This window comes from Kluyvera sp. CRP (assembly GCF_019930565.1).
Lineage (GTDB): Bacteria > Pseudomonadota > Gammaproteobacteria > Enterobacterales > Enterobacteriaceae > Kluyvera > Kluyvera georgiana_A.
This window is the reverse complement of the sequence record NZ_CP082841.1, coordinates 4,444,642-4,470,355: the sequence shown is the minus strand read 5'-3', so window position 1 is coordinate 4,470,355 and position 25,714 is coordinate 4,444,642. Positions and strand designations below refer to the sequence as shown.

The 25,714-nt window shown below is 58.8% G+C and carries 18 protein-coding genes; 7 read left to right on the top strand and 11 right to left on the bottom strand.

Translation table 11 applies throughout. The annotated features are described in order from the left end of the window. The first annotated feature begins 44 nt into the window (after positions 1–44). From K7B04_RS21270 to K7B04_RS21245, 6 genes are all read left to right on the top strand, one after another. Positions 45–1,667 (top strand): ABC transporter substrate-binding protein, encoded by a 1,623-nt coding sequence (locus K7B04_RS21270; protein ID WP_223802969.1) that lies wholly within the window; start codon positions 45–47, stop codon positions 1,665–1,667. Further along, positions 1,664–2,701 (top strand): ABC transporter permease, encoded by a 1,038-nt coding sequence (locus K7B04_RS21265; RefSeq protein ID WP_062778702.1) that lies wholly within the window; start codon positions 1,664–1,666, stop codon positions 2,699–2,701. Before K7B04_RS21270 ends, K7B04_RS21265 begins: the two co-directional genes overlap by 4 nt. Further along, positions 2,698–3,603 (top strand): ABC transporter permease, encoded by a 906-nt coding sequence (locus K7B04_RS21260; protein ID WP_167575459.1) that lies wholly within the window; start codon positions 2,698–2,700, stop codon positions 3,601–3,603. Before K7B04_RS21265 ends, K7B04_RS21260 begins: the two co-directional genes overlap by 4 nt. Then, positions 3,575–4,441, top strand: coding sequence for an ABC transporter ATP-binding protein (locus tag K7B04_RS21255; RefSeq protein ID WP_223802968.1), 867 nt, complete (start codon positions 3,575–3,577; stop codon positions 4,439–4,441). The genes K7B04_RS21260 and K7B04_RS21255 overlap by 29 nt, the downstream gene beginning before the upstream one ends. Positions 4,442–4,451: 10 nt before the next feature. After that, positions 4,452–5,225 carry an ABC transporter ATP-binding protein gene (locus tag K7B04_RS21250; RefSeq protein WP_223802967.1) on the top strand — a complete coding sequence of 258 codons (774 nt, stop codon included), beginning with the start codon at positions 4,452–4,454 and terminating at the stop codon, positions 5,223–5,225. Between the two features lie 86 nt (positions 5,226–5,311). Next, positions 5,312–6,601 carry an ABC transporter substrate-binding protein gene (locus tag K7B04_RS21245; protein ID WP_223802966.1) on the top strand — a complete coding sequence of 430 codons (1,290 nt, stop codon included), beginning with the start codon at positions 5,312–5,314 and terminating at the stop codon, positions 6,599–6,601. Here the strand turns inward: K7B04_RS21245 and yegS are convergent. From yegS to yegD, 10 genes are all read right to left on the bottom strand, one after another. Next, on the bottom strand, positions 6,598–7,497 hold the full coding sequence (yegS, locus tag K7B04_RS21240; protein ID WP_223802965.1) for a lipid kinase YegS: 900 nt from the start codon (positions 7,495–7,497) through the stop codon (positions 6,598–6,600). The genes K7B04_RS21245 and yegS overlap by 4 nt on opposite strands. A 243-nt stretch (positions 7,498–7,740) precedes the next feature. Beyond that, on the bottom strand, positions 7,741–9,102 hold the full coding sequence (gene yegQ / locus K7B04_RS21235; RefSeq protein WP_065357425.1) for a tRNA 5-hydroxyuridine modification protein YegQ: 1,362 nt from the start codon (positions 9,100–9,102) through the stop codon (positions 7,741–7,743). 153 nt (positions 9,103–9,255) lie between these two features. Next, complete coding sequence (locus K7B04_RS21230; protein ID WP_167575462.1) at positions 9,256–9,588, bottom strand: YegP family protein; 333 nt, start codon at positions 9,586–9,588, stop codon at positions 9,256–9,258. A gap of 123 nt (positions 9,589–9,711) precedes the next feature. Next, on the bottom strand, positions 9,712–10,434 hold the full coding sequence (gene baeR / locus K7B04_RS21225; RefSeq protein WP_167575463.1) for a two-component system response regulator BaeR: 723 nt from the start codon (positions 10,432–10,434) through the stop codon (positions 9,712–9,714). After that, positions 10,431–11,882 (bottom strand): two-component system sensor histidine kinase BaeS, encoded by a 1,452-nt coding sequence (gene baeS, locus K7B04_RS21220; RefSeq protein WP_167575464.1) that lies wholly within the window; start codon positions 11,880–11,882, stop codon positions 10,431–10,433. Before baeS ends, baeR begins: the two co-directional genes overlap by 4 nt. Positions 11,883–11,885: 3 nt before the next feature. Then, the gene (locus K7B04_RS21215; RefSeq protein ID WP_167575465.1) at positions 11,886–13,298 is read right to left on the bottom strand and encodes an MFS transporter; all 1,413 of its coding nucleotides are present in this window, start codon (positions 13,296–13,298) and stop codon (positions 11,886–11,888) included. Between the two features lie 2 nt (positions 13,299–13,300). After that, positions 13,301–16,378 carry a multidrug efflux RND transporter permease subunit MdtC gene (mdtC, locus tag K7B04_RS21210; protein WP_223802964.1) on the bottom strand — a complete coding sequence of 1,026 codons (3,078 nt, stop codon included), beginning with the start codon at positions 16,376–16,378 and terminating at the stop codon, positions 13,301–13,303. After that, entirely contained in the window at positions 16,379–19,501 is a 3,123-nt protein-coding gene (locus tag K7B04_RS21205; RefSeq protein WP_167575467.1) for an MdtB/MuxB family multidrug efflux RND transporter permease subunit, read from the bottom strand. Continuing rightward, positions 19,501–20,754 (bottom strand): MdtA/MuxA family multidrug efflux RND transporter periplasmic adaptor subunit, encoded by a 1,254-nt coding sequence (locus tag K7B04_RS21200; protein ID WP_223802963.1) that lies wholly within the window; start codon positions 20,752–20,754, stop codon positions 19,501–19,503. Before K7B04_RS21200 ends, K7B04_RS21205 begins: the two co-directional genes overlap by 1 nt. Positions 20,755–21,148: 394 nt before the next feature. Then, entirely contained in the window at positions 21,149–22,501 is a 1,353-nt protein-coding gene (gene yegD / locus K7B04_RS21190) for a molecular chaperone (protein ID WP_223804211.1), read from the bottom strand. Between the two features lie 148 nt (positions 22,502–22,649). Between yegD and alkA the strand changes: the two genes are divergently transcribed. Then, positions 22,650–23,507, top strand: a complete 858-nt coding sequence (alkA, locus tag K7B04_RS21185; protein ID WP_163449139.1) for a DNA-3-methyladenine glycosylase 2 — start codon at positions 22,650–22,652, stop codon at positions 23,505–23,507. On the opposite strand, the gene K7B04_RS21180 is transcribed toward alkA, so the two are convergent. Then, a complete protein-coding gene (locus K7B04_RS21180; protein ID WP_223802962.1) occupies positions 23,444–25,714 on the bottom strand; it encodes a PAS domain S-box protein in 2,271 nt (756 codons plus the stop codon). The two genes, alkA and K7B04_RS21180, sit on opposite strands and share 64 nt — an antisense overlap.

The following is a 25,714-nucleotide window of genomic DNA, read 5'->3' as shown; positions in this document are numbered from 1 at the left end:
GCGTACGGATTCGTAGCCTGTCGTACCCTACAGGCGATAGATAGATGAAAAAATCCTCCTTACTGGGAGCGTGTTTGCTCGCGCTCACCATGACGATGGGGAGCGGGGCGGCGTTGGCGAAAACGCCGCCGGATCAGCTCATTATCGGCATGAACATGAACAACCTGCTGACCCTCGACCCGGCCGCGATGACCGGTAATGAAGTGGTGGGTATCGTGGTCAACCTCTATGATTCGCTGGTTGAACTGGACCCTGAACCGCTGACCAACGTCAAACCGGCACTGGCCAAATCCTGGGACATCAGCCCGGATGGCAAAACGCTGACCTTCCATCTGCAAAACAACGTTAAGTTTCACTCCGGTAACCCGCTGACCGCCGCCGACGTGGTGTGGTCGATGCGGCGCATTCTGCACCTTAACCTCGCGCAGGCATCGGTGTGGAAGTCTTACGGCTTCAGCAAAAAGAACGTCGACAAGCAGGTGACCGCACTGGACGACTATACGGTGCAGATTGTCCTGCCGAAACCGAACGATCCGCAGCTGGTGATTTACTCGCTAGGCGCGCTGGGTAACCTTGGCGTGCTCGACAGCAAAACCGTGCAGAGCCATGAGCAGGATAACGACTGGGGCAACAAGTGGCTGACCACGCACGAAGCCGGTTCCGGGCCGTTTATGCTGGAGACCTGGCAGGCCAAAGATGTGCTGCGCATGAAGCGTAACCCGGACTACTGGCGCGGCGAGCCGAAGATGAGCCGCGTGGTGCTGCGCCACTTTCAGGAGTCGCAGACCCTGCGCCTGATGATTGAAAAAGGCGACCTTGATATTGCCAACAACATGGCGGTATCGGACATCAACGCCCTGCGCAAAGACCCGCAGCTTACCGTCGACGCGGTGCAACGCGGCACCATGTACTACGTGGCGATGAGCATGAAAGAGGCGCATTTCGCCAATCCGAAGGTGCGTGAAGCGGTACGCTACCTGATTGATTATCAGGGGATTAATAAAGCGCTGATGCCGGGCTACGGCGTACTGCACCAGCGGCCAATCAAGGCGGGCATGCCGTCAACGCTGCCGGATCCTGGCTACAGCTTTGACTTAGCGAAGGCGAAAAAACTGCTGGCGGAAGCGGGCTATCCGGACGGTTTTGATACCACGCTGCGCGTGCTCTCGGACCAGCCGTTCCTCAATATCGCCATTGCCGTTCAGTCGACGCTGATGCAGGCGGGCATCAACGCCAAAATTATTACCGGCACCGGCAACCAGATTTACGGCGCGATGCGCGAGCGTAAGTTCGACATGCTGGTCGGCCGCGGCGGCAGCGGCATGGAGCCGCATCCGCACTCCAGCCTCCGTGCGCTGGTCTATAACCCGGACAACAGCGATGAAGCGCGACTCACCAACTTCCAGGGCTGGCGTACCGGCTTTTACGACAAGCAGCTCAACGAGATGATCGACGGTGCGCTGCTGGAACGTAACCCGCAGAAACAAATTGCCGATTACCAGGCTATTCAAACCCGCTTCGATGCGCTGATCCCGGCGATGATTCCCGTCTCGCAGATGGTTGACTCAGTGGTGGTGCGCAACGAAGTGAAAGACTACAAACCCCACCCGTCGGCGACCACCTTCTTGCGTGACGTCTACAAAGTAAGCGAAGGAGATAAAGGATGAGTACGGCAATTCTCGCGCCCGGCTCCCGGACCCGGCGCTTTTCAAAACGGTTGATGCAGGTGGCGATTACGCTGTTTGGCCTGCTGCTGCTGACCTTTTTCATTGGCCGCGTGATGCCCATCGACCCGGTGCTGGCGATTGTCGGTCCGGATGCCGACCAGAGCACCTACCAGCAGGTCTATCACCAGCTGGGCTTTGACCAGTCGCTGATGACCCAGTTTGGTATTTATTTCGTCAACCTGCTGCACGGCGACCTCGGTAACGCGCTGCTGACCGGTAAACCGGTGACCGACGATATTATTCGCGTCTTCCCGGCGACCATGGAACTGGCGACGATGGCGATTATTGTCGGCGCGGGCCTCGGCATTCCGCTGGGCGTGCTGGCGGCCGCGCGTCGTAACAGCATCTCCGATTACGTGGTGCGCATTATCAGCCTCGCCGGTTACTCCACGCCGATTTTCTGGGTGGGGATGATGGGTCTGCTGGTGTTTTACGCCTGGCTTGGCTGGGTCGGCGGCGCCGGACGCGTTGACCTGGGGCTGGACGGCATCGTGCCGCGCCGTACCGGGCTGATGACCGTGGATGCGCTGCTGGCAGGGAACAGCGAGGTGTTCTGGAATGCCATTAATCACCTGATTCTGCCTGCCGCGCTGCTGGGCTTCCACTCGCTGGCCTATATCAGCCGTATGACCCGCAGCTTTATGCTGGCGCAGCTGTCGCAGGAGTTCATCATCACTGCCCGCGTGAAAGGGTTAACCGAACGTCAGGTGATCTGGAATCACGCGTTTCGCAACATCCTCGTGCAGCTGCTGACGGTGGTGGCGCTGGCCTATGGTTCGCTGCTGGAGGGGGCGGTACTGATTGAAACCGTCTTCTCCTGGCCGGGCTTTGGCTCCTATCTCACCGGCAGCCTGCTGCTGGGCGATATGAATGCGGTGATGGGCTGCGTGCTGTTGGTTGGGGTGATCTTCGTGATGCTCAACCTGCTGTCCGACATGCTGTATCAATTCTTCGATCCGAGGACAAAATCATGACGGTTTCTCTGGATACGTCTTTGCGCGGCGGCGCTGGCGAAGGCCGCCAGCGTTTGCAACGTGCGCTGGTCCGCGCCGGTGGGTTTATCGGCAAGATGGCGCGTAACCCGTTAACGGCGATTGGCGGCGGGATTATTTTCCTGCTGCTGGTGGTGGCGATTTTCGCGCCGCTGATTGCCCCGTATAACCCGCTGGTGCAGGACTTAAGCAACGCGCTTACCGCGCCGAACGCCCAGCACTGGTTTGGCACCGACGAGTTTGGCCGCGATATCTTCAGCCGCCTGGTGTACGGCTCGCGCATCACGCTGTACATCGTGCTGCTGGTGTCGGTCACCGTCGGCCCGCTGGGGCTGCTGCTCGGCGTCTGCGCGGGCTACTTCGGCGGCAAGGTAGACATGGTGCTGATGCGCGTTACCGACATCTTTATCTCCTTCCCAAGCCTGGTGCTGGCGCTGGCGTTCGTCGCCGCCTTAGGCCCAGGGCTGGAGCACGTGGTAATCGCCATTACGCTTACCGCCTGGCCGCCGATTGCGCGTCTGGCGCGCGCCGAAACGCTGTCGCTGCGCCAGGCGGATTTTATCTCCGCCGTGCGCTTGCAGGGGGCCTCTCCGGCCCGCGTGCTGTGGCGCCATATTGTGCCACTGTGCCTGCCGTCGGTGATTATTCGTATCACCATGAACATGGCGGGGATCATTCTGACCGCCGCTGGTCTCGGCTTCCTCGGCCTCGGCGCACAGCCGCCGGAGCCAGAGTGGGGGGCGATGATCTCCAGTGGCCGTACCTACATGATGGAGTGCTGGTGGGTGGTGACGATTCCGGGGCTGGCGATTCTGATCAACAGCTTAGCGTTCAACTTCTTAGGAGATGGCCTACGTGACATCCTCGATCCTCGCAGCGAATAACGCTGCACCGCTGCTCGACGTGCGCGACCTGTGCGTCGACTTTGTCAACGGCAGCGCGGTCACCCATGCGGTGCGCGGTGTCTCCTTCCAGTTGGGGCGTGAAAAACTGGCGATTGTCGGTGAATCCGGTTCGGGAAAATCGACCGTCGGGCGCGCGCTGTTGCATCTGCACCCGAAAAAGGCGCGCATTGACGCCAGCCGGATGCATTTTGGCGATATCGATCTGCTTAACGCCAGCGAAGCGCAGATGCGCGCCATTCGCGGCAAACGGATTTCGATGATTATGCAGGACCCGAAATACTCGCTGAACCCGGTGGTGCGCGTGGGCGATCAGATTGCTGAAGCCTGGCTAACGCACCATCCGGGGCATAAGGCGGAGGCGAAAGCCAAAGCGTTGGAGATGCTCGACGTGGTGCGCATCCGCGACCCGCAGCGCGTTTATAACCTCTATCCGCATGAAATCTCCGGCGGCCAGGGGCAGCGCATCATGATTGCGATGATGCTGATTACCGACCCGGAGCTGGTGATTGCCGATGAGCCCACCTCGGCGCTGGACGTCTCCGTACGTTTGCAGGTGCTGGGGCTGCTCGACGACCTGGTGAAATCGCGCGGGCTGGGGCTGATTTTTATCAGCCACGACATCAACCTGGTGCGCAGCTTCTGCGATCGGGTGCTGGTGATGTACGCCGGGCGGGTGGTGGAGTCCATCGCCGCCTGCGATCTCGACAATGCTAAGCATCCGTACACGCAGGGCCTAATCAGCGCGCTGCCGGATATGCAGCATCGTCGCCCGGTACTGCCGGTGCTACAGCGTCAGGCCTGCTGGCTGACGGATTAAGGAGCGCATCATGATTGAAGTGAAAAATCTGAACCTGGTGTTTGGTGAAGGCGAGAAGCGCAACCAGGTGTTGTATGACGTCAATTTCCACGTCCAGCCGGGCGAGATTTACGGCCTGGTGGGGGAGTCCGGTTCCGGCAAAACCACGGTGCTGAAGTGCCTGGCCGGGCTGTTTAACCACTGGCAGGGCGAGCTGGCGATCAACGGCCAGCGGTTGGATCACAACATCAGCCGCGAACGCTGCCGTAAGGTGCAGATGGTGTTTCAGGATCCTTACGGCTCTCTGCATCCGCGCCATACCATTGGCGATATTCTGGAAGAGCCGCTGCAAATCCACGGTATCAGCGAGCGTGACCGGCGCATCAACACGCTGCTGGATCGCGTGGGGCTGAATCGCGCGTTTCGCGACCGCTATCCGCACCAGCTCTCCGGCGGCCAGCGTCAGCGCGTGGCGATTGCTCGCGCGCTGATCCTTGAGCCGCAGGTGCTGCTGCTCGATGAACCCACCTCGGCGCTGGACGTCTCGGTGCAGGCGGAGATCCTCAACCTGTTGGCGGAGCTGCAAAAAGAGTCGAACCTGACCTACCTGATGGTGACCCACGATCTGGGCGTGATTGCCCATCTCTGCCAGAAGGTGGCGGTGATGCAGTACGGCAAAATTCTCGAAACGCTTAGCGTTGACGCACTGGTGAACGGCGAGGCCAAAACGCCGTATACCCAGATGTTGGTGAACGCCAGCCGCCAGTACACGCGCGAAATGGCGCGGGAGGTGGCGGCTTACTAGCCGTTCGCCATGGGGCCGGATGGCGGCGTAAACGCCTTATCCGGCCTACCTCTACTTTTCCAATTTGCCTCCGGGAATAATCAAAAATGCCTAAAAAGTCATTCCGTATTGCTCTCCCGTTATTGCTGTCTGCCTGTACTGCCTCCGCGCTGGCCGCGGAAACCATCGACCTGCGCATGTCCTGGTGGGGTGGCAACAGTCGTCACCAGGTGACCTTGAAAGCGCTGGAAGCCTTCCATCAACAAAACCCGGATATCAACGTCAAAGCGGAATATACTGGCTGGGACGGCCATACCTCGCGCCTTACCACGCAGCTGGCGGGCGGCACAGAGCCGGATGTGATGCAAACCAACTGGAACTGGCTGACGCTGTTCTCGAAAGACGGCAACGGTTTTTACGATCTCAATAAAGTGAAAGACGAAATCGGCCTGGACCAGTTCACCGCCAAAGATCTTCAACCGGTGACGGTGAAGGGCAAGTTAAACGGTATCCCCGTTGCCATGACCGCGCGCATCTTCTACTACAACGATCAGACGTGGAAAAAAGCGGAATTAAGCTATCCGCAAAACTGGGATGAGTTGATGCAGGCCGGGAAAACCTTTGAGACTAAGCTCGGCAAACAATACTATCCGGTGGCCCCGGAAAGCCTCGGCGTGCTGGCGTTGCTCAACTCTTACATGGTGCAGAAATACAACATGCCAGCCATCGATGAGCAGAGCAAAAAGTTTACCTATAGCGATGCGCAATGGGTGGAGTTTTTCCAGCTCTATAAAACGTTGATCGATAATCACGTTATTCCCGACATGAAGTACTACGCTTCCTTCGGCAAGGGGAATATCTATGAGATGAAGCCGTGGATTGAAGGCGAGTGGGGCGGCGTGTACATGTGGAATACCGCCGTGACCAAATATTCCGATAACCTGAAACCACCGGCGAAGCTGGAGTTGGGTGGCTACCCGATGCTGCCGGGCGCCACCGACGCGGGGCTGTTTATGAAGCCGTCAATGATGCTGTCGATTGGTAAAACCACCCAACATCCGCAGGCGGCGGCAAAGCTGATTAACTTCCTGCTCAACAGCAAGGAGGGCGTGACGCTGCTCGGCCTGGAGCGCGGTGTGCCGCTCAGCAAAAGCGGCGTGGAGACGCTGACGGCATCCGGCGTGATCAATGACAAAGACCCATCGGTGGCCGGCATTAAGCTCGCGCTGTCGCTACCGGCGAAGGTCGGCGTGTCGCCGTATCTCGAAGATCCCCAGCTGGTGCAGGAGTTTGACAGTGCGTTGCAGTCCATCGACTACGGCAAGAAAACCGTCGCCGAAGCGGCGGCGGATTTCAAGCGTCAGTCGGAGCGCATCTTAAAACGCGCGATGCGTTAACGCAGCAGCGGGCAATCCGGCGGCAGGCGACAGCGCAGCGCCGCCGGTAAAATCTCCATGCGGAACGAGGTCCCGCAGAGCGGCTCGCCGTCGAGGTTAAAGGTCATCTCATGCGATGCGGTGACCTCAAACCACGGCGATACGCTGTCCACCAGGTTCTCTTTACCGTCGTCGCTGGCGAGCGTATTCAACAGCGCGGGCAGCAGCTCTTCGCCGGTGAAAATACGCAGGTGCAGCAGGCCGTCGTCAATCAACGCCTCCGGGCACAGCTGTTGCCCGCCGCCCGCCTGGCGACCGTTGCCGATGCCAATCACCAGCGCATCGCCCTGCCAACTAAAGTTCTCGCCACGAATCTCGCAGCGGTCGGGTTTCAGGGTATCCATGCGCATCAGGCCGTGAATCAAATACGAAACACCGCCCAGCGCGGACTTCAGCTTCTCCGGCGTTTCGGTGGTGATGCGCGTACCGAAGCCGCCGGTCGCCATATTGATAAAGCAGGTTTCGTTATTAACCTGGGCAATATCCACCGGCACGTCACGACCGGCAATCGCCAGCTTAAGGGCGTTAGCCATATCGGTGGGAATATTGACGCTGGTGGCGAAATCGTTCGCGGTGCCGAGCGGCACAATGCCGAGCGCCGGTACCCAGCTGCTGTCGCACTGAATCAGCGCTGTCGCCACTTCATTGATCGTGCCGTCACCGCCGCCGGCAATCACCGTCGCCACCTGCAGCGCAACGGCTTCTTCGACGTAGCGTTCGGCATCACCTTTCTCCCAGGTGACGCGCACGTGAATCACCACGCCTTCATCGCGCAGCTGCATGACCGCATCGCGCAGCTCGGGCGTACCGGCGCTTTTGCCGTTAAGTATCAGTAAACTCGCTGGAAAATCTGACATCCTTGGTACCTCTTGAGGGGGTATGCAAAGAGTGTAACAAAGGATGCGGCGATGCGCTTTAGGAGGGAAGGCCAAAAAAATAAGCCCGTGTAAGGGAGATTACACGGGCTAAGGAGGTGGTTCCTAGGTACAGCTAGCATTTATGGGTTATGTTTTTCAGCGAGGGAATAGTATCTGGAATCAATAATTCCGTCTGTGATCCATTTCTAAGAATCCTTGCTATTGAAAAACAATATAAATGTACTAGCCGTTATGCGGATTGCGAGTGGATTGTCCTGAGAAATTACGCATCAGCAGGCCATACTCCAGCGCCATATCTTCCGGTACGGGCAACCATACGGTGTGGCCGTCGCCCGGCGCGACGGGCATCACTTCGCCTTTGGCGTTTTCCATATGTTCCAGCGTGAAGTTGACGTTGCCCTGTGGGGTCATCAGCTCCAGGCTATCGCCAATCAGGAATTTGTTTTTCACTGCTACCGCGGCCAGGTTGCCTTTACGCTCGCCGGTAAATTCGCCGACAAACTGCTGACGCTCGGAAACCGAGTAGCCGTATTCGTAGTTCTGATAGTCGTCATGGGTGTGGCGACGCAGGAAGCCTTCGGTATAGCCGCGATGCGCCAGGCCTTCCAGGGTTTCCAGCAGGCTGGTGTCGAACGGTTTGCCGGCGGCGGCATCGTCGATGGCCTTGCGGTACACCTGTGCGGTACGCGCGCAGTAGTAGAAGGATTTAGTACGGCCTTCAATTTTCAGCGAGTGCACGCCCATCTGGGTCAGACGCTCAACGTGGGCAATCGCGCGCAGGTCTTTCGAGTTCATGATGTAGGTGCCGTGCTCGTCTTCAAAGGCGGTCATGTACTCGCCCGGACGTTTGGCTTCTTCAATCATAAACACCTGGTCGGTTGGCGCGCCGACGCCAAGGGTAGGCTCAACGTTTTGCACCGGAATCGGCTCATATTTGTGGACGATGTTGCCAACGTCGTCTTCTTTGCCTTCCTGCACGTTGTATTCCCAGCGGCAGGCGTTGGTGCAGGTGCCCTGGTTCGGGTCGCGCTTGTTAATGTAGCCGGAAAGCAGACAGCGGCCGGAGTAGGCCATGCACAGCGCGCCGTGAACGAAGATCTCAATCTCCATATCCGGCACCTGGCTGCGAATTTCTTCAATTTCTTCCAGCGACAGTTCGCGGGAAAGAATGACGCGGGTCAGCCCCATCTGTTTCCAGAACTTCACCGTGGCCCAGTTGACGGCGTTCGCCTGTACCGACAGGTGAATGTCCATCTCCGGGAAGTGCTCGCGCACCAGCATGATCAGGCCCGGATCGGACATAATCAGCGCGTCCGGCCCCATATCCACCACCGGCTTCAGGTCACGAATAAAGGTTTTCAGCTTGGCGTTATGCGGCGCGATGTTCACGACCACATAGAATTTTTTACCCAACGCGTGGGCTTCGTTGATGCCGAGCTGCAAGTTTTCGTGATTGAATTCGTTGTTACGTACGCGCAGGGAGTAGCGAGGTTGGCCCGCGTAAACCGCGTCAGCGCCGTAAGCGAAAGCGTAACGCATATTTTTCAGCGTTCCCGCCGGGGAAAGGAGTTCCGGTTTAAACATGATTTTCTCGTTCTGATGACAGGTCAGATTCGCCGCACCTGATGCGGCGAGTTGGGGAGTGCCCCCACATTAAGGGCGGGCATTGTAGCGCTGTGGGGAGGCGAGGTAAAGCGCCGGGTCGTCGCGGGAGACAACCCGGCGGAGGATCTGCCATCAGGTATTATCTTTGACGGTCTCGCTGGTGCCGTTGGTTTTCACCGAGGCGATGCCCTTATCACGCGACTGTTCGGTCGCGTACAGTTGACTGGTGCCAATGACCTGGTGGTTGCCCGCTTTCAGGTTAAAGTGAAATTTGCCGTTGGTGGCGGTTTTCTTTTCATAATGCGCGTCCTGCGGGCTGTTGACCCGCACCGAGGCGATGCCTTTTTCCGCGGCCGCCCGGGTGGTGTACAGCTCGCTGGTGAGAATAACCTCCCCGTTTCCCGCCTTCAGAACAAATCGAAACTGATCGTTGCTGCTTTTGCTTAATTCAAACCAACCAGCCATGGTGACTCCTTGATTAAATTAACATCGTTGAACGTATCGACTGACACTATGAGTATGGGAGAAATTGGCGAAGTTGCGAGCAGAGGAGAAGTGAGAGCGGCGAGCGCGCGCCGCTCGAAGGCATCAGGACAGGCGGCAGGCGTCGGCTTCCCAGCGATAGCCTACACCGTACACCGCGCGGATAAACGACTGATCGGCGTCAAGCGATTCCAGCTTGCGGCGCAGGTTTTTAATATGGCTGTCGATGGTACGGTCGGTCACCACGCGGTAGTCGTCGTACAGATGATTCAGCAATTGTTCGCGCGAGAACACTTTGCCAGGCTCCTGCGACAGCGTTTTCAGCAGGCGAAACTCGGCAGGGGTGAGGTCCAGCGGGCGATCGCGCCATGAGGCTTGAAAACGGCTTTCATCAACGATGAGCGGGCTTTGTTCGTCCAGCGTTTGTAGTTCGTGACGCGGCTTGCAGCGGCGTAAAATGGTTTTCACGCGCGCAACCACTTCGCGCGGGCTGTACGGCTTGCAGATGTAGTCATCGGCGCCGATCTCTAAGCCCAGCAGACGGTCGATCTCTTCAATTTTGGCGGTCACCATAACCACAGGAACGTCGGAGAAGCGACGAATTTCGCGGCAGAGGGTGAGACCGTCGGTGCCCGGCAGCATCAGATCCAGCAGGATGAGATCCGGCGGCGTCTGATGCACGTACGGCAGCACTTTGTCGCCGTGGCTAATCAGCGTCGGGGCGTAGTGCGCTGCCAGTAAATAGTCGATGAGCAACTGCCCCAGCTTGGGTTCATCTTCCACAATCAGGATGCGTGGGGCATTTTCATCAATCGGTAACTCGGTCATATTTCTCTCGGTAATACACGTTCCAGCGGTAACTCTACTTTAATGCTAACCCCACCAAAAGGCGAATGCCCAACGTTGAGGTGTCCGCCGTGGGCGGTGACGATGTTCGCGCAAATGGCCAATCCCAGCCCAGAGCCGCCGCTGGCGCGGTTGCGAGAACCTTCGGTACGGTAGAAACGCTCGCAAAGCCTCGCCAGCTGTTCATCGCTGACGCCGGGGCTGCTGTCGGCGAATTCCAGCACGATACTTTGTGGGAGCAGTTCGGTGCGAATCAGCACCTGGCCGCCGCTGTCGGTATAGCGCAGGCTGTTTTCCAGCAGGTTATTGAATAACTGCATCAAGCGGTCCGGATCGCCAAATACGGTGGCGTTTTCTGCCAGCGCCAGATTGAGCGTCAGCCCACGGCTGGCAAGACGTTCGCGGAAGGCATCGGCGGCGATTTCAATCAGGCTAATGATATCGACCGGCGCTTTCTGGTAGGCCAGCGCCCCTTCATCGGACATCGATAACTGATGCAGATCATCAACCAGCTTGGTCAGGGTGGCGACTTCGGCCTGCAAAGAGGTGACCGATTCCGGGGTGAATTTGCGTACGCCGTCCTGAATCGCCTCCAGCTCGCCGCGCAGTACCGCCAGCGGCGTGCGTAGCTCGTGGGAGATATCGGCCATCAGGTCGCGGCGCATCTGCTGGTTTTTTTCCAGCGTGCTGGCGAGCTGGTTGAAGTCCTGCGCCAGTCTGCCCAGTTCATCGCTGCTGCTCACCGGGACACGGGTGGAAAAGTCGCCCGCCGCCAGCTTGTGGGTGCCTTCCACCAGCCGCCGCACTGGGGCAATCAACCCGCGAGCCAGCGGGAAGGTCGCCAGCGCCGCCAGCAATGTCGCCAGCCCGACGATAAGCCAACTGGTGCGGCGCTGCTGTTGATCGAAGTTGATATCGGTGTTGCGGGTCAGCCGCTCGACCGGTGAAGCGATCACCGCGCCGACCTCCATACCGTTGACGATAATGCCGCGTCGGGAGCCGTCGTGCGGCACCGCTTCGCGCGGGCCGACCAGCACGCGAGCGTTTTGGTCGACTACCCAGAACTGCGTGCGCCAGCCGTGCGGCGGCATGCCGCCGCGATCCGGGCCGCGAGGCGGTTCGCCGTCCGGCCCCGGAGGGCCGGGCGGTTGGCGGTCATCACTGTTGTCATGTTCAAACGAACGGAGGATCTGGAAAATAAAACGATCGTTATTGCGTAAAAAGCGCCAGTTTCCGTGCTGGGCATACTGCTCAGCCAGCGCGTCGCTCAGCAGCTGCAACCGCTGCTCGTTGCCACGCTTGATATAGTCAATAAAGCCGCGCTCAAAGCTAATGCGCACGGCCCAATGCATGCTGATCAGCAGCACGATGCAGGTGGCTAAGATGGCGAGAAACAGTTTGCCGGAAATTCCCGGGCGCCATAATTTCACGGTCTACTCCTTCAGTTTGCGTCGGGCAATAACCACGTTTTTGCTGGTGTCGTCCGGCACGCGCGCGAAGACGAGAGCGGGAAGCGCAATAATGATGGCCATACAAATATAGGTGTACATAAAGACGTGATGCGTCGCCTCGCTACCGATGGCAATGTGCTGCTGACCGAACATGCCCAGCAGAATCCCGGCGATGGTAACGCCGATACTCATGGAGAGCTGCATGATCATCGACAGCAGGCTGTTGCCGCTGCTGGCGAATTCGTCCGGCAGGTCTTTCAGCGTCAGGGTATTCATCGAGGAGAAACGGCTGGAGTTGACCATTCCCTGAATAAACAGCACCACCGGTAGCGCGTAGTACCAGCCTGCCAGCGCGGTGAACATAAACAGCAGGCTGATTAACGATAGCCCGAGCGTGGCGAATACCAGTACGTGGCGGTAACCGAAGCGGTTGACCACCTGCACCACTATCCGCTTCATGCCCATGCTGCCCAGCACCATCGGAATCATCATCAGCCCTGCGTGGAAGGGGCTGAAGCCAAGGCCGATTTGCAGGAACACCGGCGTCATAAACGGCAACATGCCGCTGCCGATGCGCCCGGCAAAGCTGCCTGCCAGCCCCAGCGAGAAGGTGGAGGTGTTAAACAGCTTAAGGCTGAACAGCGCGCTGTCGTTGCCGCGCGCATGCCACAGATACAATCCAATCGACACCATACCGACGGCGACCAACATGCCCATCGTTAGTGATGAAATGCCAAGGCCTTTCTGGCCGTCGAGGGCTAAGGTTAACGTTGCCATGCCCAGCGCCAGCACCACGAAACCGGAAATATCAAATTTCCGCGTCTGGACGGTGTAGTTGGGCATCAACATCAAAGTGGCGATACCACCCACGATGCCAACCGGGATGTTAATCAGGAATATCCAGTGCCAGGAGGCGTATTCCACCAGAATCCCGCCCAGAGCCGGGCCAAGCAGCGGGCCAACCTGGCCGGGCAGGGTGACGAAGGTCATTGCCGCCATATACTGCTCGCGCGGAACGATTTTCATCACCGTCAGCCTGCCGACGGGCACCATCATCGCGCCACCAATCCCCTGTAGCACGCGCGCCATGACCAGCTCATTTAGCGTGCTGGAAAGTGAGCAGAACAGCGAGCCGAGAGTGAACAGGATAATGGCGGTGAAGAAAATATTACGCACGCCGACACGATCGGCGAGCCAGCCGCTGGCGGGCAGCATGACGGCGACGGTCAGCACATAGGAGACCACCACCATGTGCATATGCAGCGGGCTCTCCCCCAGGCTTAACGCCATGGAGGGGAGGGCGGTGTTGACGATGGTGGTGTCCAGCGATTGCATAAAAAAGCCGAACGCCACGATCCAGAGTTGCCAACGAACGTTAGCGGGTAGTTCAGTCATCGTTATTCAGTTACCGATTGTCGGGGTTGACGCGAAAAACGCAGACGCAGACGATCGAAGAACAGATAAACCACCGGGGTGGTATAGAGGGTTAACAGCTGGCTCATCACCAGACCCCCTACAATGGTAATCCCGAGAGGTTGACGCAGTTCGGAGCCATCGCCCCCCGAAATCACCAGCGGCAGCGCGCCAAACAGCGCCGCCAGCGTGGTCATCATTATCGGGCGAAAACGCAGCAGACAGGCCTGGAATATGGCCTGTTCCGGCGGCAGATTGCCGTTACGCTGGGCTTCAAGGGCGAAGTCGACCATCATGATGGCGTTTTTCTTCACAATGCCAATTAATAGCATGATCCCGATTAAGGCGATTAGGCTGAACGGGGCATTGAACAGCTCCAGCGCCAGCAACGCGCCAACGCCCGCCGACGGCAGCGTGGAGAGAATGGTCAGCGGGTGCACGTAGCTCTCGTACAGGATCCCCAACACGATATACACCGTGGCGATGGCGGCGATGATCAGGATAATCTGCGAATTCATTGTCTCCTGGAATACCTGCGCCGTCCCGGCGAACGAGCCGCGCACCGTGTTCGGCACGCCAAGCTGGGTCATGGCGCGGTTAATCGCGTCGCTGGCTTCCGACAGGGATTTACCGGTCGGCAGGTTGAAGGAGACGGTTGACGCCGCCGACAGCCCCTGGTGGTTGACCGACAGCGGCGCGTTGGAAGGCTGCCATTTGGCGAAATAAGAGAGCGGAATGGCTTTCCCGTCGCTGTTAATGACGAACATTTTATCCAGCGCGCTCACATCCTGGGTGTAGACCGGGTCTACCTCCATCACCACTTTGTACTGGTTCAGCGGTTGATAAATGGTGGAGATCTGCCGCTGGCCGAAGGCGTTGTTAAGCAGGCTGTTGGCCGCCTCGACGTTAATGCCCAGCCGTGACATGGTTTCACGATCGTAGACCAACGCCATTTCTGCGCCGTTGTCCTGCTGATCCGAGTTGACGTCCGCCAGCTCCGGCAGCGCCGCCAGCGCTTTGCGGATTTTGGGCTCCCACTCACGCAGCGCGCTGAGGTCATCCGACAACAGCGTGTACTGATAGCTGGCGTTCGACTGGCGGCCACCTACGCGGATGTCCTGCACCGCCATTAAGAACAGGTTGGCCCCCGGCTCTTTGGCCAGCTTTTTCCGCAATCGGTCGATAATCTGTTGCGCCGACTCCTGGCGCACGTCGCGCGACTTCAGGGTGATAAACATCATTCCGCTGTTCACCCTGGAACCGCCGGTGAAACCGGTGACGTTATCCACCGCCGGATCTTCACGAATAATCTTCATGAAATCCTGTAGCTTACCGCGCATCGCCTGGAAGGAGATGCTCTGGTCGGCCTGAATACCGCCCATCAGCACCCCGGTATCCTGCTCCGGGAAGAACGTTTTCGGGATGGAGATATACAGCCAGACGTTCAGCGCGATGGTTGCGAGGAACACCACCCCCACCAGCTTCGCATGGTTCAGCACCCAGCGCAGCGATTTACCGTAACCCTGCTGCATGGCGACCAGCAGACGCCCCAAACCTTTATTACGGGTTGGCGAATGCGGGCGGCTGGATTTCAGCATCCAGCCGCACATCATCGGCGTCAGGGTCAGCGAAACGGCCAGCGAAATACCGATCGCCACCGACAGCGTGACCGCAAATTCCCGCAGCAGCCTGCCGGGCAGACCGCCCATCAGCAGCAGCGGCAGGAACACCGCCACCAGCGAAACGCTCATCGACAGGACGGTAAAGCCCACTTCGCGGCTCCCCTGTAGCGCGGCTTGTAGCGGTTTCATGCCCGCTTCCAGGTGGCGGGAAATATTCTCCAGCACCACAATGGCGTCATCGACCACGAAACCGGTGGCGATGGTCAGCGCCATCAACGACAGGTTGTTGAGGCTGAAACCGCACAGGTACATCGCGGCGAAGGTGCCGATCAGCGAGACCGGCACCGCCACCGCCGGAATCAGCGTGGCGCGGCCGGAGCGCAGGAACAGGAACACCACCAGAATCACCAGCGCCACTGAAATCACCAGCGTTTGCTCAACTTCCTCAAGCGAAGCGCGGATCGTCGGCGAACGGTCCTGGGCAATTTGCAGGTCGATAGCCGCGGGAATGGTCTGTTGCAGCTCCGGAAGCTCGGCGCGAATACGATCGACCGTGTCGATAATATTGGCTTCTGGCAGCTTGCGGATCATCAGCAGGATGGCCGGTTTGGCGTTGGTCATCCCGGCGTTACGCACGTCCTGCACCGAGTCGCTGACCGTCGCCACGTCGCTCAAACGCACCGCCGCACCGTTGTTGTAGTGCACGATCAGCGGCTGGTACTCAGCGGCTTTTTTCAGCTCATCGTTAGTCTGCACCTGCCAGCGATGGGCGCTATCGTCGATCGCCCCCTGCGGTTTACGCACGTTGGCGTTGCTGATGGCCGTGCGCACCGCGTCCAGCGAGACGCCCTGGTTAAACAGCGCCTGCGGATTCAGGTCAACGCGCACCGCGGGCAGCGAGCTACCGCCGACGTCCACGTCGCCCACGCCGTCAATCTGCGCGATGCTTTGCGCCAGCTGGGTGGAGGCGAAATCGTACAGCTCGCCCTGCGAGTAGGTATCCGAGGTCAGCGTCAGGATCATGATCGGCGCATCGGACGGGTTGGCTTTGCGATAGGTCGGGCGGCTGGGCATCCCGCTTGGCAGCAGGTTTTGCGCGGCGTTAATCGCTGCCTGCACGTCGCGCGCCGCGCCGTTAATATCGCGATCGAAGTTAAATTCCAGAATGATACGCGTGCTGCCCAGCGAGCTGCTGGAGGTCATTTCATTGACGCCCGCAATGCGCCCTAGCGAGCGCTCCAGCGGGGTCGCCACCGACGAGGCCATGGTTTCCGGCGATGCGCCGGGCAGCGAGGCGCTGACCATAATCACCGGAAAGTCGACCTGCGGCAGCGGGGCCACCGGCAGCAGACGAAAGCCGAGCACGCCGCAGAGGGTGATGGCGACGGATATCAGGATCGTCGCCACCGGGCGGTAGATGAAGAGGGCAAAAAATTTCACTTACGCTTCCTCTTCACGGCGCGGGAAGCGGCTTTTCAGGTACAGCGACAGGCGGTCAAACAGCAGGTAAATCACCGGTGTCGTAAACAGGGTGAGTACCTGGCTGACCAGCAGGCCGCCCACCATGCCGATCCCCAGCGGGCGACGCAGCTCGGCGCCAACGCCGGTGCTCAGCATCAACGGCAGCGCGCCAAGCAGCGCAGCGAGCGTGGTCATCAGAATCGGACGGAAACGCAGCAGACAGGCCTGATAAATCGCTTCGCGCGGCGCCATTCCCTGCTCACGCTCGGCGGCCAGCGCAAAGTCGATCATCATGATCGCGTTTTTCTTAACGATACCGATCAACAGGATGATGCCGATAATGGCGATCACGTCCAGTTCGTTGCCCGCCAGCATTAATGCCAGCAGCGCGCCGACCCCCGCGGTCGGCAGGGTCGAGAGAATGGTGATCGGGTGGATAAAGCTCTCATACAGCACGCCGAGCACGATATACATCGCCACCACTGCCGCAACCACCAGCCAGATGGTGCTGCTCAGCGCCGACTGGAAGGCGAGGGTGCTGCCCTGGAACTCGGTACGGATATCCGCCGGGAAGTTCAGGGTTTTCTCACTGTCCAGAATGGCCTGTACCGCATCGCCCAGCGAGTAGTTATCCGGCACGTTGAACGAAATGGTGGTCACCGGGAACTGGTCAAGGTGGTTAATCGACAGCGGCGCAAAGCGCTGTTCAATTTTGGCGATCGCCGTCAGTGGCACGATGCCGCCATCGCTGCTGGTCAGGCGCACGTTATCCAACGCCGCCAGGCCCGGCGTGGCGCGGGTGTCGTGCTCCAGCACCACGCGGTACTGGTTGGCCTGGGTATAGATGGTTGAAATCAGACGTTGACCAAAGGCGTTGTACAGCGCGTTATCGACGTCGGCCATTGAAATACCGAGACGGCTGGCGCTATCGCGGTCGACGTTAACGTAGGCTACCAGCCCTTTGTCCTGCCAGTCGCTGCTGACATCGGAAAGCTGCGGCAGCGCCTGAAGCTGGGTCATCAGCTGCGGCACCCATTCGCTTAGCGCATCCAGCGAGTTGGCCTGCAGCGTAAACTGGTACTGCGTGCGGCTGACGGTGGTATCGATGGTCAGATCCTGCGTCGGCTGGAGATACAATTCGATGCCGGGAATGCGGTCAACCGCGTGTTGCAGCCGGCTAATGACCGTCTGTACCCGATCGTCACGCTCGTCGAGCGGTTTCAGATTGATCTGCAAACGTGCGCTGTTGAGCGCCGGGTTGGTGCCGTCGACGCCGACAAACGACGTGAGACTTTCTACCGCCGGATCTTTCAGGATGGCGTCGGCAACCGTCTGCTGGCGTTGCGCCATGCTGGCGAACGACACCGACTGTGGCGCCTGTAGCGTGCCCTGAATAATGCCGTTGTCCTGAATTGGGAAGAAGCCTTTCGGAATGGCGATCCACAGGATGACAGACAGCGCCAGCGTACCCAGCGCCACGCCGAGCGTCAGCCACGGATGGTTCAGCACGCGGGCCAGCAGATGGCCGTAGCCTGCAATCACCCGGTCGAAGAAGCGCTCGCTGGCGCGGGAGAAACGATTCTGTTTACGCAGCGATTCGTGGCTGAGCATGCGCGCGCACATCATCGGCGTCAGGGTTAACGACACGACTGCCGAGATGAGTATCGCCACCGCCAGGGTGACGGCGAATTCGCGGAACAGACGGCCCACGATATCGCCCATAAACAGCAGCGGGATCAGCACCGCGATCAGCGAGAAGGTCAACGAGATAATGGTGAAACCAATCTCACCCGCGCCTTTCAGCGCGGCGGCCATGGGTTTTTCGCCTTTTTCGATATAGCGCGAAATGTTCTCGATCACCACGATGGCGTCATCGACCACGAAGCCCGTGGCGATGGTCAGCGCCATCAGCGTCAGGTTGTTGATGGAAAAATCGAGGAACACCATCACCGCGAAGGTGCCGACCAGCGACAGCGGCACGGCGACGCCCGGAATAATGGTTGCCGGAACGTTACGCAGGAACAGATAGATGATCATCACCACCAGCGCAATCGCCAGCATCAGCTCAAACTGGGTGTCGGAAACCGAGGCGCGAATGTTGGTGGTACGGTCAGACAGGACCTCGACCTTAACGGATTTCGGCAGGCTTTCGGTTAGCTGCGGCAGCATCTGGCGGATGCTGTCCGCCGTCGAGATGATGTTTGCGCCAGGCTGGCGCTGGACGTTCATCACGATGGCCTGCTTTTTGTTCGCCCATGCGCCAAGCCAGGTGTTTTCTGCGCCTTGCTCGATGGTTGCCACGTCGCCTAAGCGAATAGCCGCACCGTTTTTATAGGCGATAATCAGCGCCCGATACTCCTGCGCCGACTGCATCTGGTCGTTGGCTGAGAGCGTTACCGCGCGTGCCGGGCCATCGAGGCTGCCCTTGGCCGAGTTGACGTTGGCGCTGGTAATGGCGGTGCGAATATCTTCGCTGGTCAGCCCCAGCGCGGCGATAGCCTGGGCGTTGAGCTTCACGCGCACGGCCGGGCGCTGGCCGCCGGCGAGCGTCACCAGACCGACGCCGGAGACCTGGGAAATTTTCTGCGCCACACGGGTTTCGACCATGTCTTCTACTTCCGTCATCGGCGTGGCGGAAGAGGTGACGGCGAGGGTCATGATCGGCGGATCCGCCGGGTTGACCTTGCTGTAGACCGGTGGGTTAGGCAGGTCGCTGGGCAGCAGGTTAGTGGCGGCGTTAATGGCAGCCTGGACTTCCTGCTCGGCGACATCCAGCGGCAGGGTAAGCTGGAACTGAAGGGTGACGACCGACGCGCCGCCGGAGCTTTGCGACGACATTTGCTTCAGGCCGGACATCTGGCCGAACTGGCGTTCGAGCGGCGCGGTTATCGCTGAGGTCACCACGTCGGGGCTGGCGCCCGGATAGAGCGTCACCACCTGAATGGTCGGATAGTCCACCTCCGGCAACGCGGAGACCGGCAGGAAGCGGTAGCCGATGATCCCGGCCAGCAAAATCGCCACCATCAACAGCGTGGTGGCGACAGGGCGCATAATAAACAGGCGGGATGGGCCGCCCGTATTGCTCGGCGGTAACACTTGCATCAGCCGCGCGCTCCTTTATGGCCTGCTGCGGCGGCCGGTTTTTCCGCGCCTGCGGTGGAGGCGTCATGAGCGGTAACCACTTCCACTTTCGCCCCTTCGGTTAAGCGGTCAATACCGTCGGTGACCACCCGGTCGCCCGCGGAGAGTCCGGCATCAATCACCACTTTCTGACTATCCTGGATACCTGGAATCACGGTGTGTTTGCTGACTTTGTTGTCGCTGTTCAGCACCCAGACGAAGTGACCGTCATTGCCCATTTGCAGCGCCGCGGTTGGGATGACCACCGCATTTTGCTGGGTATCAACCAGCATACGCGCGTTAACAAACTGGTTCGGGAACAGCGCGTCGTCCTGGTTGTTGAAACGGGCCTTCAGCTTGATGGTGCCGGTGGTGGCGTCAATTTGGTTGTCGAGGCTCAGCAGCGTGCCCTCGCTCAGCTTCTGTTTGTTGGTGCGATCCCAGGCTTCTACCGCCAGCGTTTTACCGGCCTTTTGCGCGGCCACCACGGTGGCGATGTCGTTTTCCGGCAGGGTGAAGACGAGATCGATCGGATGCGTTTGGGTCAGCACGACGATACCGGTGGTATCACCGCTGGAAATCTGGTTGCCGATATCCACCTGTTTTAATCCCACGCGACCGTCAATCGGCGCGGTGATGCGGCTCCAGTCGAGCTGCAGCTGGGCGCTGGCGACGGCGGCCTGGTCGGCTTTAATCGTGCCTTCGGTTTCGCTCACCAGCGATTGCTGGGTATCCAGCTCCTGGCGAGAGACAAGATTGGTTTTGACCAGTTGCTGATAGCGGGCTAAATCACGACGTGCATTAGCGAGCGTGGCTTTATCTTTAGCCAACTGCCCCTGCGCCTGAGCCAGCGCCACTTTAAACTGGCTGGGGTCAATTTCCGCCAGCAGATCGCCGGCTTTGACCTGCTGGCCTTCCTGGAAGTGAATGGCCATCAGTTGGCCGTCGACGCGGCTGCGCACGGTAACGGTATTGGCAGCGGTAATGGTGCCCAGCCCGCTGAGGTAGCTCGGTACCGCTTCACTGGTGGCGGTAGCGGCCTGGACCGGCGCCAGCGCGCCGCCAAAGCGTCCACCGTGTCGCCCGCCGCCAGCTGACGGCGCTCCCGCCGGTTTGGCTGCGGTAGAACCCGAGGTGTCAGAATTGCTGCTAAAGTGCCAGATGCCAGCCGCCCCCGCGACCACCACCAGCACGGCCAGCGCTACCCGCCAGCGAATTTTATGACTGCCTTTCATCGTTATAGGTGTCTCGTCCTGAATCATTTCACGAAATGATACTAGTTTAGTAACGGAACGCTCGGGAAAAATGGAGGAAATATGAAACACGGAAGGAATCGTCTGAATCGCGTCAGCTTTACGAGACTTCTCGCAATCCGCGGCGATGAAAAACCGCGCAATCGCCGCGTGTGCTACCGTCAGCGGCGTTTAACAGGGCGCTAAAACAGAAAAGCCCCTCCTGACGAAGGGGCCTTATATAAGGAAAGGGTTATGATGAGGCTAGTCATCATACTGGTAATACTTTTAGTCATTAGCTTACCGGCTTACTAAGATACCAGGGGGAGGAGCAATCCTCCCTTACCCTCATTCCTTTACGATAGGTCGAAAAAACAGCGAAGTCAACGACGATATATCAGGCAAAAACCACCTGCGCCCAGCGGGCCAGACCGGCGGTGACCGAGCCAAAATCGTCGCCACCGGCAACGGGAATGCCCGGCAGCTGTTCGGCCAGCGCTTTTTTAATCAGCGGCGAGCGCGCGCTGCCGCCGGTTAAATAAATGACGTCCGGCTTTTCGCTACTGTTTTCTAACGCCAGTTGTACCTGCTCAAGAATACGGGTCAGCGGCTGGTTCAGCGCCGCTACCAGCCCGTCCTGGCTGATGGCGGTGGCCAGCGTGTCGCTGATAAACGGCAGGTGGGTATCGATTTGTGCGCTTTCGGACAAGGCGATTTTGCTCTCTTCCGCGCTGCGCACCAGACGGTAGCTTAAACGCTGCTGCCATACCTTGTAGAGCAGAGCGACCTTTTCCGCATCGCGGGCATCGCGCGCCAGGTCACGCAGCAGGCGGCCATTGGCTGAGCTGTAGAAGTCGGTCTGCGCCGGAACATCGTTGATCGCCACCGCGTTCCACCAGGGCAGAATGGGCAGGGCGATGCCTTTTTCGGTTTCGCCGCCCATGCCGAGCAGCGGCATCAGGCTTTTAAACGCCAGCGCGATGTCCAGATCGTTACCGCCTACCCGACAGCCGCTGTGGCCGAGCAGGCTCTGTTCGCGGTCATGACGGGTCCGCCACTGCGGCCCCATCAGCAGCACCGAGCAGTCGGTGGTGCCGCCACCGATGTCGACCACCAGCACGCGTTTTTCTTCGCTGAGGCTGGCTTCGAAATCCAGACCGGCGGCAACCGGTTCGTACTGGAAAACCACGTCGCGGAAGCCGGCACGCTGCGCCGCGCGTTGCAGAATACCTACCGCCTGCGTGTTGGCTTCATCGCCACCCAGACCCTGGAAGTTAATCGGGCGACCAATTACCGCCTGCTCGATGGTTTCCTGAAGCTGTGACTGCGCCTGCTGGCGAATATGCAGCATCATCGAACAGACCAGATCTTCGAATACGGCGACCTGCTGCGGCTTGAGGCCGCTAGCACCGAGGAAGGATTTAGGCGACTTAACAAAGTACACCTCTTCCGGATCGTCGATGTACTGCTTGAGCGACGCGAGGCCGAACTGCACGCTATTGCCCAGTACCTCGATATCTTCGTCGCGGTTGTAGTTCATCGCCCGACGCAGCAGCGCCTGAGTTTCATCACCCGTTGCCGGTACCTGATGGTGGCGGTACAGCCACTCGCTGACCGCTTCGCGGGTCGGGGCCGACAGCATGGACGGCAGTAGGGAACTGCCGTTTTCCATCATCAGCATGCGCGGTGCGCCATCCTGCATCACGGCGACAGAGCAGTTCGCCGTCCCGTAGTCAAAACCAATAAACACGTCAATCATCCCCATGCCAGTGAAGAAAGGGGGGCGACTTTAGCGGAATGTGGTGATGGCGGCAACAGGAATATGAAAGCAAGGTTTTCCCATTGATTAACCGCTATGCTGTAACGCAATCTTTGCTGTCTAACGAGAAGGATAAAGGATGTTTGAACTGCCCTGGCTGCCGCCATATGACTGGCGCTGGATGTTCGGTTTTTTACAGGCGCGTGCTGTCGCAGGTATCGAATGTTTCCATGATCAAAGCTATACCCGCAGTTGGGGGCTCGGGCCACACCATGGGCTTATCACCATGACGCCTTATCCCGCCCGCCAGGTGCTGCGGGTCACGCTTTCCGCCGGGCTGCTGCCAGTCGCTGACGAAGCGCTGATGCGGGTGGCGAAATTGCTGGATCTGCACTGCGATCCACAACAAATATCGCGCGCGCTCGGAACGCTGGCGGCGGCAAAGCCGGGGTTACGACTGCCTGGCGCGCTGGACGCCTTTGAACAGGGCGTGCGGGCGATTCTCGGGCAACTGGTGAGCGTGACGATGGCCGCGAAGCTGACCGGTAAAGTGGTGGCGCTGTATGGCGAGCCGCTCGCACAGGACGCCTCTTTCTCGTTGTTCCCAACGCCAGAGCGGCTGGCGGCGGCGGACCCGGCGGCGTTGAAAGCACTGGGCATGCCGCTCAAACGGGCGGAAGCGTTAATACATTTTGCCCAGGTTGCGCTTAGCGGAGAACTGCCGCAAACGCAGCCAGACGACGTGGATCAGGCGCTAAAAGCGCTACAACAATATCCCGGCATTGGCCGTTGGACGGCAAACTACTTTGCCCTGCGCGCCTGGCAGGCGAAAGATATCTTTTTGCCGGACGACTACCTGATTAAGCAGCGCTTCCCGGGTATGACGCCCGCGCAGATTCGCCGTTATGCCGAACGTTGGCAGCCCTGGCGATCTTACGCGTTATTGCATATCTGGCACGCCGACGACTGGTCGCCAGAAGAATGTACCGGGGTATAAACCGTCACGATACCGCGACCGTTATTTTTTGAGGTGTAGCAGGCGGCATCGGCCTGAACCAGCACTTCCGCCAGTTGGGCGTTATGGTTGTGAATCAACGTCAGCCCCGCGCTGGCGCCAATACGGTGCAACCGTCCTGCCCAGAAAAATTCGTAATGTTTGATGGCATCGACAATGCGCTCGCTGGCGCTAAGCGCCTGCTCGGTAGAGCAGTGACGCAGAATAAAACCAAATTCATCACCGCCAAGTCGCGCCAGAATATCGCCCGGTCGCAGCAGCGAGCGCATTAGCCCGGCAATTTCACGCAGTAGCGCGTCACCGGCAGCGTGCCCGGCACTGTCGTTGACGGCTTTGAAGAAATCGAGGTCGAGCATCACCAGCGCATGCGACTGATGTCCTCCGGGCAATGATTTCAGCAGGCCTTTCAGCTGGCTTTCAAAGCTGGAACGATTGGGCAACCCGGTGAGCGCGTCGTGGCTGGCGCTGTAGCTGAGCTGGCGCAGCAGGCGGCGCGACTCCGTGACGTCCTGAATGACCAGCACGAAACCGATATGCTCGCCTTCCTGGGTACTGAGCGGGGTCATGCTGTGGTGAATATCAAAACTGCCGCCGTAGCGGCTATGCAGGACTTTGTTCAACTCAATATCGCTATCCAGGTTTTCATCGCTGTACAAATTCTCCAGCCGGGGGCCCTGGTCTCCCTGCGTAATATACAGCACCTCGTGCAATGATTTCCCTTGCGCCTCAGCCTGCTTCCAGCCGCTGATTTTCTCGGCAACCGGGTTCATAAAGATAATGTTTTGCTGGCTGTCGGCGCTGATCACCGCTTCACGAATGGAGTCGAGAGTGATGTGCAGGCGTTCTTTTTCCTGGAACAACGCTTCGTTGGTTTCGGTTATCTCCGCCATCAGCCGTTTGTTGGCTTCGCGGCTCTTTTTCAGATCGTTAATATCTTCAATCTGTTGGATGAAATAGAGCGGCGTTCCATCAGCGTTGCGTACCAGCGAGACGGCCAGCAGCGCCCAGACCGCCTCGCCCTGGCGGGTACGGTAGCGCTTTTCAAGCGAGTAGCTCTCAATTTCGCCACGCGCCAGACGGTCCAGCTGTTCAAGGTCTTGTGCTAAATCTTCCGGCCAGGTGACCTGCTGGAAGGTCATTTGATGCAGTTCGTCAGGGGGATAGCCAAGAAACTTGCTCAGCGCTTTATTGACCTGTAGCCACTGCCCATAGGCATCGACTATCGCCATGCCGACGGCCGAGTATTCCATGGCGTTACGAAAGCGGGTTTCACTTTCCGCAATGCGACGCCGTTCACTGTATACGGCATACATCGCGATGCTCATTACCCCTGTGGGCAATTGCACCATCAGGAACGGCAGCCCCAGCATATTGCTCAGCCGGTAGGTATGAAGGGTATTTTCGATGTTCTCCTGTACCAGCGGATGCTGCGCGGAGAGGGTCAGAACCATCATAATGATGAGTAAAAAGATCAGGAAGGCTTCAATACGCGGCAGACGTACCGCGCTCCACATCATGAGTACCATTATGAAGGTAAACGGCCAGGGCATGTACAACATGGCGATCACGCTGAGCGCGAGGGTAATGGCTGCGGTCAGAAGCGTCGAGATCAGCAGCGTGCGGTTACGATAACGCTGAAAATAGTCTGCCCGGATGAGCATTCCCAGCGGAACTAACGCCAGGGCGCCTGAGGCATCCGAAAGCATCCAGACCAGCAAGGTCTGGAAAGCATTGCCTCCGGGCGTCAAACTGGCCACCACAATACCGCTCAACAATGGCGGGATCAGCGCGGTGGCGATCGCCATTTGAGTCCAGTGGCGTAAGTTTCTTAGCGGGTTGTCGAGGTTCAGCCATCGGCGCAGCAGTAACGCGCCAACCAGCGCTTCCATAAGGTTGGTCAACGGATGCAACAGCCCATTCTGCTCGGGGGCGTAAAGCGCGGTGGCGAGGACGATCCCCAGTACGCCAGCAACGCTCATGCAGGGCCATAGCGAACGCTTAACACGGTAGAATGCGACGGTCATGATGGCCGTCGGAAACCAGACCGGCGATAGCACGTTGTGAGTGTGCATGAGTGATAATGAAAAGAGGGTGAACAAAAATGTCGCTGCCCACAAACCAAACAGTATTTGCAGTGAGTGCTGTTGTGACGCGGGTCGGAGAGGTTTAACGCTGATATTGTTCTTCAT

Coding starts and splice junctions, on each gene's coding strand:
- K7B04_RS21270 (WP_223802969.1), top strand. CDS start 45: ATGAAAAAATCCTCCTTACTGGGAGCGTGTTTGCTCGCGCTCACCATG.
- K7B04_RS21265 (WP_062778702.1), top strand. CDS start 1,664: ATGAGTACGGCAATTCTCGCGCCCGGCTCCCGGACCCGGCGCTTTTCA.
- K7B04_RS21260 (WP_167575459.1), top strand. CDS start 2,698: ATGACGGTTTCTCTGGATACGTCTTTGCGCGGCGGCGCTGGCGAAGGC.
- K7B04_RS21250 (WP_223802967.1), top strand. CDS start 4,452: ATGATTGAAGTGAAAAATCTGAACCTGGTGTTTGGTGAAGGCGAGAAG.
- K7B04_RS21245 (WP_223802966.1), top strand. CDS start 5,312: ATGCCTAAAAAGTCATTCCGTATTGCTCTCCCGTTATTGCTGTCTGCC.
- yegS (WP_223802965.1), bottom strand. CDS start 7,497: ATGTCAGATTTTCCAGCGAGTTTACTGATACTTAACGGCAAAAGCGCC.
- yegQ (WP_065357425.1), bottom strand. CDS start 9,102: ATGTTTAAACCGGAACTCCTTTCCCCGGCGGGAACGCTGAAAAATATG.
- K7B04_RS21230 (WP_167575462.1), bottom strand. CDS start 9,588: ATGGCTGGTTGGTTTGAATTAAGCAAAAGCAGCAACGATCAGTTTCGA.
- baeR (WP_167575463.1), bottom strand. CDS start 10,434: ATGACCGAGTTACCGATTGATGAAAATGCCCCACGCATCCTGATTGTG.
- K7B04_RS21215 (WP_167575465.1), bottom strand. CDS start 13,298: ATGACTGAACTACCCGCTAACGTTCGTTGGCAACTCTGGATCGTGGCG.
- K7B04_RS21205 (WP_167575467.1), bottom strand. CDS start 19,501: ATGCAAGTGTTACCGCCGAGCAATACGGGCGGCCCATCCCGCCTGTTT.
- K7B04_RS21200 (WP_223802963.1), bottom strand. CDS start 20,754: ATGAAAGGCAGTCATAAAATTCGCTGGCGGGTAGCGCTGGCCGTGCTG.
- alkA (WP_163449139.1), top strand. CDS start 22,650: ATGTTTGAACTGCCCTGGCTGCCGCCATATGACTGGCGCTGGATGTTC.
- K7B04_RS21180 (WP_223802962.1), bottom strand. CDS start 25,714: ATGAAGAACAATATCAGCGTTAAACCTCTCCGACCCGCGTCACAACAG.